This window comes from Clostridium yunnanense, assembly GCF_016595795.1.
Taxonomy (GTDB): domain Bacteria; phylum Bacillota; class Clostridia; order Clostridiales; family Clostridiaceae; genus Clostridium_AR; species Clostridium_AR yunnanense.
Map to the genome: position 1 here is coordinate 32504 of NZ_JAENHN010000051.1, position 13396 is coordinate 45899.

Below are 13396 nucleotides of genomic sequence, written 5' to 3' on the forward strand. Positions count from 1 at the left end.
TTTACGTGTACTTTTTCACATTTTTACGCGCAGTAAGTTCTAAGCTTATTCTTATACTCTTTTGGTTTGACAAAAAAATCTTTTGTTATTGCCTTAAGCATATAAAGTTAGATAGAATATATAGTATGTAAATGGAAATAAGGAGCGGTTTAAACATGATAGATCTACATATTCACACCACAACATCAGATGGCTCAGATGAACCTAAAGATATACTTATTAAAGCACAACAATTAGGATTAAAATACATATCTATTACAGACCATGATTCGATAGGCGCTTATAACAAACTCAGAGAAATCAATATTCATGATTACTATGATGGTAATCTTATTCCAGGATGCGAATTTTCAGCTGTACATAATGGGAAACCCATAGAAATATTAGGTTATGGCATAGATTTTGATGTAATAAATTCAACAGGAATTGTTTCAGATGATAAATTTTTCGAAAGAGAAAATACTTATCTAAAAAAGATGATGGAGGTATGCCGAAACCTTAATCTTAAATTTAGTGCTGATTTATCAATTAAAGGAAAATACTTTGCAACTCAGATAATGCACGCAGATCTAAAGAAATATACTGAAAACGAAAAACTTGTAGATAAAGCTGTATGGGAAAGTCTAAATTCATTTTATAGAACTTGCGTAAATAATCCTGATAGTCCATTTTTCCTAGACCAAATGAAAGATTATCTCACTGTTCCAGAGGCTGCTGCTCTAATTAAAAAGGCTGGTGGTAAATCATTTCTCGCACACCTTTACGGATATTTTGTAGAAGATCATGAAGTTTTTTTAGATTCCATAGTATCCTTAAATGTCTTGGATGGTATTGAGTGTTATCACTCACTACATTCAATTGAAAGAACAGAAGCTTTGCTCGATTATTGTAAAAATAACAATATTTACTCCTCCGGTGGTAGCGACTACCACGGGAAACTGAAGCCTAATGTTAAGCTTGGGGAAAGTATATCCGGCGTAGAAATCCCTTATGATATCTTAAAACCTTGGCTTCCAAGTAATGTGCTTTAGAGAAAGTTTCAAAACAATAAATTCTAATATGAAGTAGTTTATCTATAGATGTACCACTTCGTAATAAAATTTATTATTCTTTACTATGTCATTAAGTTAATCTTCACAGGATTTTCATAGTAAAAGTGGCACTTATCCTCTAAGAAGAATATTATACACTAAAGTAATTATACTAAGAGGAACTCGTGGATTTTAATGGATGGAGCAACTTCGAAGATTTTGCAAGAGCTTGTGGCTATACTTCCTCAAGCAATGGTGGAAATAATAGCTCAAGTAACAATGGTACAACAAATGAATCTAATAGTTGGGCATGCCATGACATTCCAAATGGATTTCAAGGTTTAGATCCTCAACTATTCGTTACAATCGGAACAATACTTGGAGAAATAATGGCAGGCAATATGCCTTTTAATGTTCAAAATGCACTAGGAAATTGGTTTGAATTACTTGGTCAAGTGATATTAACATATAATGCCCAACAGCAGTATTTTCAAGGAGGTCCAGGATTGTATTACAATCCTAAAAATTATAATATAAATAATCAATATTGTCCTACATCACAGAGCAATTCTTCAAATACGACGAATCAAGGCTTGTAAGTGGTCTTATTTTTATCTCTAACCACACCAGTTATAAAGAACTAAATCATTTAAAAAAACAAATGCGCCATAAGTTTTTAACTTATGGCGCATTTGTTTTTTTATATTTTTATATGCCTACGGAATTTTTACTAATTTATTCCAAGTTCAAACTTTGGCAAAAAATACATTTATTTCTACAAAGACTTCTAGCTATAGGATAACACAAGGAAAATTATAAGTCTAGTAAATTATTGAAGTAATGTTAAAATATTAATTAACTCGCGAGGTTATTCAATATTACGTGATATCTAAGATACATTCACAAATTAAATAAATGGTTTCTAAAATAAGACCTCATCTATAAAAATAACTATGCATAATAAGGAGAGACAAAATGAACGAAATAATCTCAGTAAAGAATGTAAGTAAAGTCTATGATATTTTAAAGAAAGATCCAGGACTATTTGGTAGCATTAAAACCTTGATTGCAAGAAAATATGTAAAAAAAATTGCTGTGGATAACATAAGCTTTTCTATCGATGAAGGAGACTTTATTGGTTTTATTGGTCCAAACGGAGCAGGCAAGACAACCACTATAAAGATGTTGTCTGGAATAATTCATCCCTCAGCTGGAGATATAAAGGTTATGGGATTCACTCCAAAAAAATTACAGAATTCATTTAAGAAACAATTTGCTATTACAATGGGACAAAAGAATCAGCTATGGTGGGACATTCCTGCTCTAGACTCCTTTCATTTATTAAAAGAAATATATGAAATCTCTGACCAAGACTTTAATAATATACTGGAGGAGCTAATAGATTTGCTAGATGCTAAACATATATTAAATGTCCCCCTTCGTAATTTATCTCTTGGTGAAAGAATGAAAATGGAGTTAATAGGCTCCTTACTTCATAGCCCCAGAGTATTATTTTTAGACGAACCTACTATTGGACTTGATGCACCATCAAGACGTAAAATACGTGAATTCCTCAAATATATAAATAATGATAAAAAAATAACTATAATACTTACTAGTCATTACCTTGAAGATATAGAAGCACTGTGTAACAAAATCATTGCTATTAATAAAGGAAGAGTCATTTATAATGGTGCATTAAAAGCAATACCTACTGACGCATTAAACTATAAGCAAGTTTCAGTTTCTTTTGATAATAAAAATGCTATTAAAACCTTGGAGAGTTATGGAAAATGTATAGAAGAAACGAGTAGCAGTGCAAAATTCTTAATCAATAAGGATGATTTAAAAAACTTTGGCAAGGAAGTATTTACAAGTAATAATTTTTATGACATAAATATCGAGGAAGTACCGATAGATGACACCTTTGAAAATTTATTTAGAAATGAAAGGAGTTAGGCATGAGGAAATACGCTGAAGTAATGAAGATGACCATTCAAATTTCGTTAGCTTATAAGTGGAATTTGATATTATCATCATTAATGGATATTTTCCGCATTGTAGCTGAAGTAGCATTCTGGAAGATATTATTTGAAACAACCTCAGGTGATGCAATTAGTGGATATGATTTTAACTCAATGATAACTTATTATATTTTTATGTTTATTATAGGCACTTCAATGAATGTCAGTAATATAGGCAATAAAATTGCAAATGATATTAAGAATGGTACAATGAATAATTTAATAATAAGACCTATCAATTATATAGGATATTATTTCTCAGAAGCCCTCTCTGAAAAATTTATTCAAGCTTTGATTGTGTTACTTACCTTTTTTCCTATATTCATAATAGACTCCTCAAATATAACTCTAAATATAAACTTAGAACAATTATTACTTTTCCCTATAATACTTGTATTGTCTTTCCTTCTGAACTTTTTAATAAATATAATTATTAGCTTGCTAGTATTTTGGATCACTGAAGTGACCTCTTTCTTTTTCCTAAAGGATATCTTTCTTGATTTCTTATCAGGAAGGGTCTTCCCTATGGATCTATTACCTAAATTCATACTAAATACTTTTGGAATATTACCATTTATGTATTGTACATTCTTTCCCATAACTATATTAACCAAAGGTATTTCGAATGAAAGCTTTTTTAAAGGCTTCTTTATGCAGCTAATTTGGCTTGCATTATTATACTTCACATTTAAAATTCTTTGGAGGATAGGAATAAAGAAATACTCAGGGACTGGAGCTTAATGAACCATTATAAATAAAAAGGAGTTTTTTTATATGAGATATATCAGACTATATAGAGAGTTTTTAAAACAAAGTCTTATGAAATTAATGACATATAGAGTGAATTTTTTTCTTATCTTCATCACAAACTTTGCTTACTTTGCTGTTCAAATTGTATTTCTCCAAGTGATTTTTTCTAATGTAACCTCATTGGCAGGTTGGACAAAATATGAAATGATCTTTTATATAGGAACCTTTAATATAATTGACTCCTTGTGGGTTTTTGGCCCATATTTTAATCTACTTAGTCTTCCTGAACTTATTCGAAATGGAATGCTCGATTATTATATTACTAAGCCAGTGAATTCTCAATTTTTCATAAGCCTTAGAAATGTAGAAATTGGATCATTAATTAGTGTGCTAGCAGGGGGTGCTATAACCTTATATGCCCTAGCAGCAGGAAACATTTCAATTACTTTTGCTAAAGTTATCTTATATATTATTGCTATTTTTCATGCACTATTAGTTGAGTATGCGGTATATTTCATAATGACTTGTTTATCATTTTGGACAATTAAAACTGATTTTGTAGAAAAGATTCATGGTATCGTATGCTACTTTTCCACTAGGCCAGTAGATATTTACAAGGGCTTTATACGATTTATTCTCTGTTATATATTGCCTTATGGATTTGTTATGACAATAGCATCTAAGTCTGCAGTAAAAAGTATTAATGCAGATGTGTATATTACCTTTATAATATTAAGTTGGTGCTTTTTCGGTGCTTCAATATTGTTTTGGAGATTTTCATTAAGAAGGTATAGTTCAGCAAGTTCATAACTTCCATGAGACCTTACCAGTTAGATTGCACCCATGCTGTATGCATGCAAAAAACCCCTCGAATAGATATCTATTCAAGGGGTGAATTATACACTTATTAAATTACTCTAATTTAGATAGAAGTAATATTTTCTGCTTGAGGTCCTTTAGGTCCTTTAGCAACATCAAAAGAAACCTTTTGACCTTCTTCAAGTGACTTATAACCTTCTGATTTTATTTGAGAAAAATGTGCAAAAACATCTTTTCCATCTTCTCCTGTAATAAATCCAAAACCTTTTTCTGAATTAAACCATTTTACTGTACCAGTCATCTAACTGTACCTCCGAAATTTTATTATTCTTAAACTCATTGTATTAATTCACTAATAAAATTTCTGTATCACCATACTATACTTAGAAAGTACTAACTGAAACATATTTTGTTGAATTTTAACTATCAATTTAAGTTCTTACTAAGAATAACATAGTCTACTAATTAAAGCAAATTATATTTCTAAATTAAATTATTTTTATAAATCAATAGTATAATACTTTAAAGTAGTATATGATTAAAGGATATGGCAGCCAGAAAGTTCTAATTGAGCTTCCATTGAGAGGAAGAAACAATATGAAACTAATTCAGCCAATAAAGGATACTAAGTTAATTGATACACTAAAATCAGAACTACTTAAGGTCGGATATAAAAATTACTTGCTATTTGATATAGCAATAAATACAGGCTTAAAGATTATAGATATAATAAATCTTACAGTTTGGGATGTAAAGAACAAATCTCAAATTGAAGTAAAGGAAGTTAAAACCGGCAAGAGGTTAAAATATGCCGTGTCTCCTGAAATTAACAAAGAAATTCAGGAATTTATACTTGGAATGTCTCCAGGGCAACTTCTTTTTCCAAATAAAAAAGGTGGAAAAAATCCTATAACTAACAAGTACGCTCATAATTGTCTCAATGAAATAAGCGAAAAACTTGGTCTAGATAATATAGGCACCCATACACTGAGAAAAACCTTTGGTTATCATCATTATATAAAGCATAACGATATCACCTTGCTGCAGAACTTATTTAATCACTCTACCCCTGATATGACACTTAGATATATAGGTATTACTGATATTGAAGCCATCAACATTGAAGACTTTTTTCAGTAATAAATAATATAGCTTTTTGCATAAATATTAAGTATCAGCTCAATTACATTAATATTAACATTTCTATATTGCTTTCTTTTGGTAGTTTTGTTCCCCATTGAATGATTTCATTTATTTTACTTTCAACAATTCTTTTGATATCTTCAATGTTTCCACATACTATTTCATTGTGCATCAATGTACTCCTATAAATATGAGAGCCTTGCTATTATTTCATAGCTACAAGAATTAAGCTAATAATTAAACCTGCAAGTATAAAATAACTTCCACTAATAACACCATATAAAATTGGGCGAGGCATATTAGGGTTTATTGCAGTATTGACCGTTGTTGAAGCCAATAAGCCAACTCCAACAATCCCTCCAAAGATAATTGCATCACTCAGTGATTCAATGTTGAAAGCGTAAATCAAAATAGCCATAGCCACTGTTGTTATTAAACCACACACCAAAGGACCAAAAATAAATATTGGAGCTGGTTTTTCACTTTTACCTCTCTCTTTTCCTAGTGCACTAAAATAAGCCTTCCCCCAAATTGCCGTAAACCAAAATCCACCTAGCAATGAGTTCGCTATTGTAGCTAGCAAAACTGCAATCCAATTAATTTCACTTATCATATTAAACATAATTTTTCCTCCTATTTTTTAGATTTTTTACTTGCTTACCTTAGTTAATAAGGCGACCATTATCATTCCATGAACCATACATCTTGTTTTGTTTGGTATTCTTTATAAACTTATCTAACCTCTTCATAAATAATTCTTGTTGATCTTTCACCTGTTGGATTGTATCTATTCGTACTCTCCTATACAACTCAGGAAAATTCATAAAGTTTTCATACACCAAACTATCTTCTTTTAACCTGTTCTCTATAAATTCATCAATTGTAAAAGAATTACTACTCATATCAGGTAGCACTTTTCTTCCTTCATCAGTCATAAGTCCAAGCTTTTCAAGACGTCGTACACGTTCTTTATTAAGTTCGGTCCATGAACTTTTCTTATTCCTAGGGGATAGTCGCTGAACAAGCTGGTTTTCTGAATCTTTCTTTTTAACGCCATCAATCCACCCAAAACACAAAGCCTCTTCAACTACGTCCAGATATAATAATGTATCGGCTTTCGGTACAATACTTATCACTACCCAGCAACATTTCTCAATAGCGCAGTTAGCTTGTAACCAACTCCGTAACTCTTCCCTTGTTGTTACATTAAGTAAATTTTGGGTATCTATACTTAATTCACACCTTTCCTAGTTATTAATCGCAGTTATTTTCATTAATTAATTCCGCGACTTGATTACTTATTGTTAGTATATCAGTGAAACCCTGTCACCTAATGTCATGATTTAAAATTAATCTCTTCATGCCTATCTTTTTTTGGTATAATGCTTATAATGCCAAAATATGAGGTGAAATTTATGAAATCAAATAGACTATTTGAAATATTAATGCTATTACTTGATAAAAGAAAAGTAACTTCAACGGAATTAGCAAAAAAGTTTGAAGTATCCGTTCGTACTATTTATAGAGATGTTGAAGCACTGTCAAGTGCAGGTATCCCAATCTATACCACTACAGGAAAAAATGGTGGTATTCATTTGATGGATAACTATGTATTAGATAAATCCGTAATTTCAAATCAAGAACAAGACGATATTCTCTTTGCTATACAATCTTTAGGTACTGTTCCAAATCTAAGTAGAAATGATATCTATAATAAGCTATCTGTTTTATTTAGTCCAAATATAAAAAATCAAGAAAGTAATTGGCTAGAAGTTGATTTTTCTGGATGGCATAGTTCATCTAATAAAGAAACGGAATTATTTCTTCAATTGAAAAAGGCAATAACCACCCAAAGGGTAATTCAGCTCCAATATATCAGTGACATTGGGGTTGAAAGCACACGTACTGTTGATCCACTTAGGTTGCTATTTAAATACAAGGATTGGTATTTGTACGGCTATTGCAAAATCAGACGTGATTTTAGATTATTTAAGTTGTTTAGAATAAATCACTGTGAAATTCTACCACAAAAAGCAGATAGCTATAATCGTATTCCTAAACCTTACATAAATGATTATATTAATCAAGAGGCTTTGATACACATGGAATTGTTGTTTAATATACGTGCAGCTGGTAAAGTCTATGAAAACTTCAACCATCAACTTATTTATCGGGAAGATGAAAATCAGTTAAGAGTTTCTGGAAAACTTGAGAAGAATCATTGGTTTTTAAGTTTATTATTATCTTTTGGTCCAGATGTATTTGTTGAAAAACCACTAAGTATTAGAGAAGATTTGATTAAGCTTCATATGAAAGCTATCAATCATTTTTTGGATTAATGGACTCTTTGGTCCATCTGCATCATACAAAACTCAAATTAATACCCAAAAATATAGTGTTTGTACCTTGAACCATACGTAGTATTTACCAAAAAAATAGTAGCTATCCTAAATTAGATAACTACTATTTTATAAATAATAAAATCAAATACTTGCATCAGTAAAAAGCCCTATGCTTACAACTGCTTACTAACTATAAAGGTCATTTCCTTTAAATTGTGAATACCATCGTGAGAAGTGCCAGGATAATGCATAGGCATTTCCCCTGTTCTGGTTATAATGCTTACACCTAACATGGACATCTTTTCAATAAACTCCTGATTTGATCCACTATACCCCATTGTCTGTAGATATTGCTTAAGATTATTTTCAACATATTCAAGTACCTCATTCTTATCGCTATATGGACAAATAAATACAAATCTATTGAAACACCTGTCTATATCCTCCTTGTCAGGCATCCTATTATTTAAGATAACAGTGTAATCTGCATTATATGAAGAATGAACTTCTATATTTTGCTTTTCCTTAACTCCATACTTAAACATGCAGTATTGTCTATCCTGCAACATCCTTATAGAACTCAAAGGATTTAAATATGATTTAGGTAACAATAAAGTGAGTCTTTCAATTTGCTCTGCAACACTTTTAGCAAATAAATTAGTATCTATTTTACTATTTACAAAAACTATTCTAGGTGATAAGCAGGCCTTTTGCTCCCAACAGATAACATCTTTTGCCACACCTTCACAAATCTCATTAATATCTTCCAATTCATCTATAACTTCAAAACTAATTTTAGCTCCATGCATTATTAAGTGTTTATTGTACTTAGCGCAAAGTTCTCCCATTATTCTACCTGAATATTCTCCTCCCCAATGTATAACAGAATCTGTCTTTTTTACTATAGTCTCATATATATCTGAGCGTTCACTATTAAAATATACTATTGATAGCCTTTCCTTTATATCTGGATCAATCATGCACAAACTATCATAAAATACACGAGCAAAATATGGCTCATCAGCGGACACCTTAACTAAATTACAGTTCTTTGATAAAAGCCCCATTGAAATACTCATAGGAACTACTACAAAAGCATTTCCTGAGATATTATGGAATATAACCCCTCTTGGTTGTCTATGAACCTGTCCATAGCTTGTCTCAATCCAATTATCTAATACATCAATATGCTGAAGCTCTTCTTGAATTGTTTTTTCAAGATTTTCTCTCAAAAGCATATGCATAGAATTCTCAAGTTCATAAGTTATGAGTTCTTCGCTTTGATTTAATATATGAGCTAATACCTCTATATGTTTTTTAGAATAATCCCTATTAAGCCATAACCTTCCACACTTATCTAAAATTTCTATTGTATCTTCCACAGACATATCGTGGACCTTACTTTTATTTGCATTAAGTTTATCTATTACACTAACAATCTGATCAATATCAGAAGAAACCAGTTCAAGGTTAATATCATTAACATTTCTAGATACTACAGTATTTCCACATGTATATTCGATTTTCATTATTGTTCACTCCTTACATTAAGCGTAGCTCCACAGCCTTTTGCTTCCGCACCTTTTACTCTACCCACAATCCTTATTGTCATAAGTTTTTCTTTGCAATCAGGACATTCGTCTATTGAAACTATTTCTCCAATATCATCTACCATTATTGATGCTCCAGCAAAAGCAGAAGTTCCATATGCATTTAACATCTGCATAAAACCTCTATCTCCAGGATTACATAGTGGCTCTAAAGTTTTAATATCCCTAATTATAACCTTTCCCCAGCTTGGTATATGAAATAGATAATCTTTATATTCTTTTGAATAATGTCCGATAATAAAAAAAGTGTTTTCTGTGAAGGAATAAGAGTCAAGGAAGTTTTCTTCTGGTACTCCAAGGAAGCTTGCAACAGTTTCAACAAACTCCTGCTTACTAATCGCTGTTCCATTACTTATAGTTCCTTTTTTTCCATCCCAACCTCCTCCTCCAGTTTGAATTAATACATTCTTTCCAAGATTAAATGGAGGTATTTTTTCTTTTAGTTCATTTATTGTGTTATAAAGTAAAAGTGCAGAACCTCTTATGGAAATATGTTTATCTAAGTTATTATTGTTCTCTAAAAACTTTATAAACTCCTCAACTTCAACAACTAAGCTATCTCCTTCTTGCTTTATAAGAAATATAGTATTATCTTTAAAATCAAATACATCTAAAATATTTCCAATATATGACTCTGTTCTCTTTCCGTATACCATTTCACTTTTATAGTTTTTCATAGTATCAGGGTCAGGATAAAAAACACATTCTTGCTCAGTATCTGGCCTTAAGGTTCCAATTGAAAGTTTGTTAAACTCCTTTATTTGCATAATATCACTCATAGTTCTTCCTACCATACTTGGATCTCCACTTGTACTACTTGATACAGTCCACTTATCGATTGTGCTTACAGGTACCTTAAGTAAGTTAGTAAATATCTCAGCTGACTTTTTGAACACTGTAGTTGTTATGAACGGAACCTTCTCCACGTCTTTTTCAGTGTTTAGATCTATAGCAGGATTAAAGCCTTGATTATCACATAATAGTTTATACGCCGGACATTTAAGATACTGATCAACTAAATTTATCTTTAAGTCTTCATAAAATTTTTTCATATTCTTGTTCCCTCTATTCTTTCATTTTACTGACCGGTCAGTATAGTTATACACTTGTATTTTAACTTTTTCAAAATTTATATATATCCATTAACGCTTCTATGGACGTCTTACTGTGATGTTATTTAACCTTTTCTTCCATCTACTTACTTTTACACAAGATAGCTTTATATGTTACATATAGTATCATTTTTAGATTTTTTCTTGACTTTCTTCAGTGAGCTTTTTTTAATCATCTGCCTTCCCTATTAGCAGGCGAATAAGTTTTATTTCTTACTGTATAACTATAAAAGACTTCTACAGCCATTGAAATATCTAGGTTTAGCTTACTCAAAATTTTCATACTTCCCTTTACAGTAAAAAAGCTGTCTCCAATGCAAGCTATGCATTATGAGACAGCTACCTTTTTTAACTATATACTAATTGTATCTATTTATTGTGCTTGCCATAAAGCAGGTACAGCACTTGGTTCCCAACCTACTAATGAGGTGTGAGCCTGAATACATTTATAATTTTTACCATTGTAAGTTACAATATCTCCAACACTATACGCATGATTCGCAACCCATGCATTGCTAGTTGAGGTATCTGGTACAACTACTGTAATCTTATTTGAAGTTACTGAACTTGTACTATCGTTTAAAACCACAGTGTAGTCATAGCTTCCTTTAGCCTTATTAGTAACATTATATAAAATATTTACTTGGCTTGATCCTGGAGTTAAAGTTCCAGTTGAAATAACTGTTGTTCCTTCATAAATCTTATATCCTGTTGCAGTGTTGTTAGCTGGTACTGTAGCAGTTAATGTATAAGCTCCATTATTTACAGAACTAGCAGATAATGTTGCTGCTTGTAATGTATTAGTTCCTGCCTTTGGTACTGTAACTGATACTTGATTTGAAGTAACTGTTGCACTTCCATCACTTAATTCAGCTTTGTAGGTATATGTGCCTGCAGCCTTTGAAGCTACATTATAATTAATTGTCTTAGCTGGCTGTCCAGCTGTTAAGCTTCCTGAGGATACTACAGTTGTTCCTTCGTAAATCTTATAAGAAGTTGCTGTATTATAAGCTGGAACTACTGCAGATACTGTATAACTTCCATTAGTAACTGCTGAAGCACTTACTGTTGCAGCAGCAAGCTTATTTACTGGTGGAGTTAATCTGTTAAAATAGTTTCTAAAATAATTTGACCAATCATAGTTTGCATATTTGTCCCAATTTATTGACCAAGTCATTAGACCTCTTAGATTTGGATATTTGTTTTTAACAGTATAACCTCCAACTGTTCCTCCATTAATTAAACCATCTAAAGCCTTTTGCACTTCAGCATTAGAAACATAGCCGTTTCCAGCATTATTGCAGCTTGGAACTCCTATAACCACTTGGTCCTGTCTTAGTGCTGGGAAGAAGTAATTTGAATCATTATTTACAGTAAAGCCTGTTAAAAGCATATCAGCTAGAGATGCATAAAACTCGCCACTTCCCATAGATTGAGCCTTACCATTTATATCATTGATTGAACCTGAATTGTAATATTGAACTTGAAGCCAGTTTAGTTGATCTCTAAGTCCATATATTACTGGCAAAAATGATCCTGCTCTACTATCAACATAGGAATTTAATCCACCATAGTATGTGTGTCCCAATTGAACAAAGAAGGTTTCTGGTGCCATTGTTAACACAAAATTACTTCCATACTTAGTCTTTAATTGTTTTAAAGCACTTATTGTATTAACTATAACAGGAGTAGTTGGATTCTTAAAATCTTTATCTCCTTGATTCAAGTAAAGAGAATGGCCTTCAAAATCTACATCTAGTCCATCCAAGCCATACTTGTCAATAATTGTACTAACAGAATTAACGAAAGTGGTTACAGCAGCACTAGTTGTGAGTTGAACCTCCCCATTTTGCCCACCAATAGATAAAAGAACTTTCTTTCCTTTGCTTTGAAGATACTGAACATCGCTTTTAAACTCAGTGTCTGTAGCATTATATGGAGTGAACCTTATATCCCCTGAAGTAACAGAGGTTGGCTCTCCAAATGAAAGATTAACCACATCAAAGTTTGATGAAGCATCCCTTAGTTTAATGTCTCCTGATCCATTGTTGAAATTATGCCAGTATCCTACTAATACATGACTTGGGATACTATTGGTGGTTACAGCTGATGCACTATTTGATTTACTTAATGCTATTCCTGTAACCAAAACGCTTGTCATAGCCATGACTGAAACTAATTTTTTAAAAAACTTGTTTTTAAACATTACTTTCTCTCCTTTTTAATTTTTTTGCTGAATCACTCAGTATAAAAACAATAAATAAAAGCTCTCTCATCAGAGTATGTGAGAGTTTTAAATGTAGCTTTAGAACTTAAGTGTTCATATTTATTAGTTTTAGGGAATTTTTATAGATTACTTTTTCACCTCCAATACCTACATACTTTGAGCTCAGTAAATAAATATTTTAGTTTAACTTGTTGTACTTAGGAATTTTTTAATTGGTACTTAGAAATATAAGAAAATAAGAATTACTTAAAATTATAAGTATAGAAGTCTAGACATTACGCTATATGAAATCTGAAATTTATTTAATTTTTTATATTTTACTATAAGGATAAAAAGCA

General features: G+C 31.3%; 14 protein-coding genes. 7 read left to right on the forward strand and 7 right to left on the reverse strand.

From position 1 onward, the window contains the following. Window positions 1-155: 155 nt before the first annotated feature. The 5 genes from JHL18_RS19125 to JHL18_RS19145 all read left to right on the forward strand — a co-directional run bounded on the left by JHL18_RS19125 (window position 156) and on the right by JHL18_RS19145 (window position 4615). A complete protein-coding gene (locus JHL18_RS19125) occupies window positions 156-1031 on the forward strand; it encodes a PHP domain-containing protein (protein WP_200272202.1) in 876 nt (291 codons plus the stop codon). 185 nt (window positions 1032-1216) lie between these two features. After that, window positions 1217-1630: a hypothetical protein gene (locus JHL18_RS19130; RefSeq protein ID WP_200272203.1), complete on the forward strand. Its 414-nt coding sequence runs from the start codon at window positions 1217-1219 to the stop codon at window positions 1628-1630. A gap of 376 nt (window positions 1631-2006) precedes the next feature. Next, window positions 2007-2990: an ABC transporter ATP-binding protein gene (locus JHL18_RS19135; RefSeq protein WP_243277997.1), complete on the forward strand. Its 984-nt coding sequence runs from the start codon at window positions 2007-2009 to the stop codon at window positions 2988-2990. A 2-nt stretch (window positions 2991-2992) separates the two neighbouring features. Then, a complete protein-coding gene (locus JHL18_RS19140; protein ID WP_200272206.1) occupies window positions 2993-3796 on the forward strand; it encodes an ABC transporter permease in 804 nt (267 codons plus the stop codon). A 33-nt stretch (window positions 3797-3829) separates the two neighbouring features. After that, window positions 3830-4615, forward strand: coding sequence for an ABC transporter permease (locus tag JHL18_RS19145; RefSeq protein ID WP_200272208.1), 786 nt, complete (start codon window positions 3830-3832; stop codon window positions 4613-4615). A gap of 112 nt (window positions 4616-4727) precedes the next feature. Here JHL18_RS19145 and JHL18_RS19150 read toward each other — a convergent pair whose 3' ends face one another. Then, entirely contained in the window at window positions 4728-4925 is a 198-nt protein-coding gene (locus JHL18_RS19150; RefSeq protein ID WP_200272210.1) for a cold-shock protein, read from the reverse strand. Window positions 4926-5221: 296 nt separating this feature from the next. Here JHL18_RS19150 and JHL18_RS19155 point away from each other — a divergent pair, with 296 nt between their 5' ends. After that, a complete protein-coding gene (locus JHL18_RS19155; RefSeq protein WP_200272212.1) occupies window positions 5222-5764 on the forward strand; it encodes a tyrosine-type recombinase/integrase in 543 nt (180 codons plus the stop codon). A 43-nt stretch (window positions 5765-5807) separates the two neighbouring features. Here JHL18_RS19155 and JHL18_RS26355 read toward each other — a convergent pair whose 3' ends face one another. From JHL18_RS26355 to JHL18_RS19165, 3 genes are read right to left on the reverse strand one after another with little or no spacing between them, the layout of a single operon-like run. Next, a complete protein-coding gene (locus JHL18_RS26355; protein WP_274600978.1) occupies window positions 5808-5939 on the reverse strand; it encodes a hypothetical protein in 132 nt (43 codons plus the stop codon). Between the two features lie 33 nt (window positions 5940-5972). Next, a complete protein-coding gene (locus tag JHL18_RS19160) occupies window positions 5973-6389 on the reverse strand; it encodes a DUF1761 domain-containing protein (RefSeq protein WP_200272214.1) in 417 nt (138 codons plus the stop codon). Between the two features lie 40 nt (window positions 6390-6429). Further along, window positions 6430-6903 carry a YdeI/OmpD-associated family protein gene (locus JHL18_RS19165; protein ID WP_338025486.1) on the reverse strand — a complete coding sequence of 158 codons (474 nt, stop codon included), beginning with the start codon at window positions 6901-6903 and terminating at the stop codon, window positions 6430-6432. Window positions 6904-7182: 279 nt separating this feature from the next. Between JHL18_RS19165 and JHL18_RS19170 the strand changes: the two genes are divergently transcribed. Continuing rightward, window positions 7183-8106 (forward strand): helix-turn-helix transcriptional regulator, encoded by a 924-nt coding sequence (locus JHL18_RS19170; RefSeq protein WP_200272216.1) that lies wholly within the window; start codon window positions 7183-7185, stop codon window positions 8104-8106. Window positions 8107-8282: 176 nt separating this feature from the next. Here JHL18_RS19170 and JHL18_RS19175 read toward each other — a convergent pair whose 3' ends face one another. The 3 genes from JHL18_RS19175 to JHL18_RS19185 form a co-directional block, all read right to left on the reverse strand. Further along, window positions 8283-9638: an aldehyde dehydrogenase family protein gene (locus JHL18_RS19175; protein WP_200272218.1), complete on the reverse strand. Its 1356-nt coding sequence runs from the start codon at window positions 9636-9638 to the stop codon at window positions 8283-8285. Next, on the reverse strand, window positions 9638-10771 hold the full coding sequence (locus JHL18_RS19180) for a LuxE/PaaK family acyltransferase (protein WP_200272220.1): 1134 nt from the start codon (window positions 10769-10771) through the stop codon (window positions 9638-9640). Before JHL18_RS19180 ends, JHL18_RS19175 begins: the two co-directional genes overlap by 1 nt. 433 nt (window positions 10772-11204) lie before the next feature. Continuing rightward, complete coding sequence (locus JHL18_RS19185) at window positions 11205-13037, reverse strand: carbohydrate-binding protein (protein WP_200272222.1); 1833 nt, start codon at window positions 13035-13037, stop codon at window positions 11205-11207. Window positions 13038-13396 lie beyond the last annotated feature (359 nt).

Coding starts and splice junctions, on each gene's coding strand:
- JHL18_RS19140 (WP_200272206.1), top strand. CDS start 2,993: ATGAGGAAATACGCTGAAGTAATGAAGATGACCATTCAAATTTCGTTA.
- JHL18_RS19170 (WP_200272216.1), top strand. CDS start 7,183: ATGAAATCAAATAGACTATTTGAAATATTAATGCTATTACTTGATAAA.
- JHL18_RS19145 (WP_200272208.1), top strand. CDS start 3,830: ATGAGATATATCAGACTATATAGAGAGTTTTTAAAACAAAGTCTTATG.
- JHL18_RS19160 (WP_200272214.1), bottom strand. CDS start 6,389: ATGTTTAATATGATAAGTGAAATTAATTGGATTGCAGTTTTGCTAGCT.
- JHL18_RS19180 (WP_200272220.1), bottom strand. CDS start 10,771: ATGAAAAAATTTTATGAAGACTTAAAGATAAATTTAGTTGATCAGTAT.
- JHL18_RS19150 (WP_200272210.1), bottom strand. CDS start 4,925: ATGACTGGTACAGTAAAATGGTTTAATTCAGAAAAAGGTTTTGGATTT.
- JHL18_RS26355 (WP_274600978.1), bottom strand. CDS start 5,939: ATGCACAATGAAATAGTATGTGGAAACATTGAAGATATCAAAAGAATT.
- JHL18_RS19155 (WP_200272212.1), top strand. CDS start 5,222: ATGAAACTAATTCAGCCAATAAAGGATACTAAGTTAATTGATACACTA.
- JHL18_RS19185 (WP_200272222.1), bottom strand. CDS start 13,037: ATGTTTAAAAACAAGTTTTTTAAAAAATTAGTTTCAGTCATGGCTATG.
- JHL18_RS19135 (WP_243277997.1), top strand. CDS start 2,007: ATGAACGAAATAATCTCAGTAAAGAATGTAAGTAAAGTCTATGATATT.
- JHL18_RS19175 (WP_200272218.1), bottom strand. CDS start 9,638: ATGAAAATCGAATATACATGTGGAAATACTGTAGTATCTAGAAATGTT.
- JHL18_RS19125 (WP_200272202.1), top strand. CDS start 156: ATGATAGATCTACATATTCACACCACAACATCAGATGGCTCAGATGAA.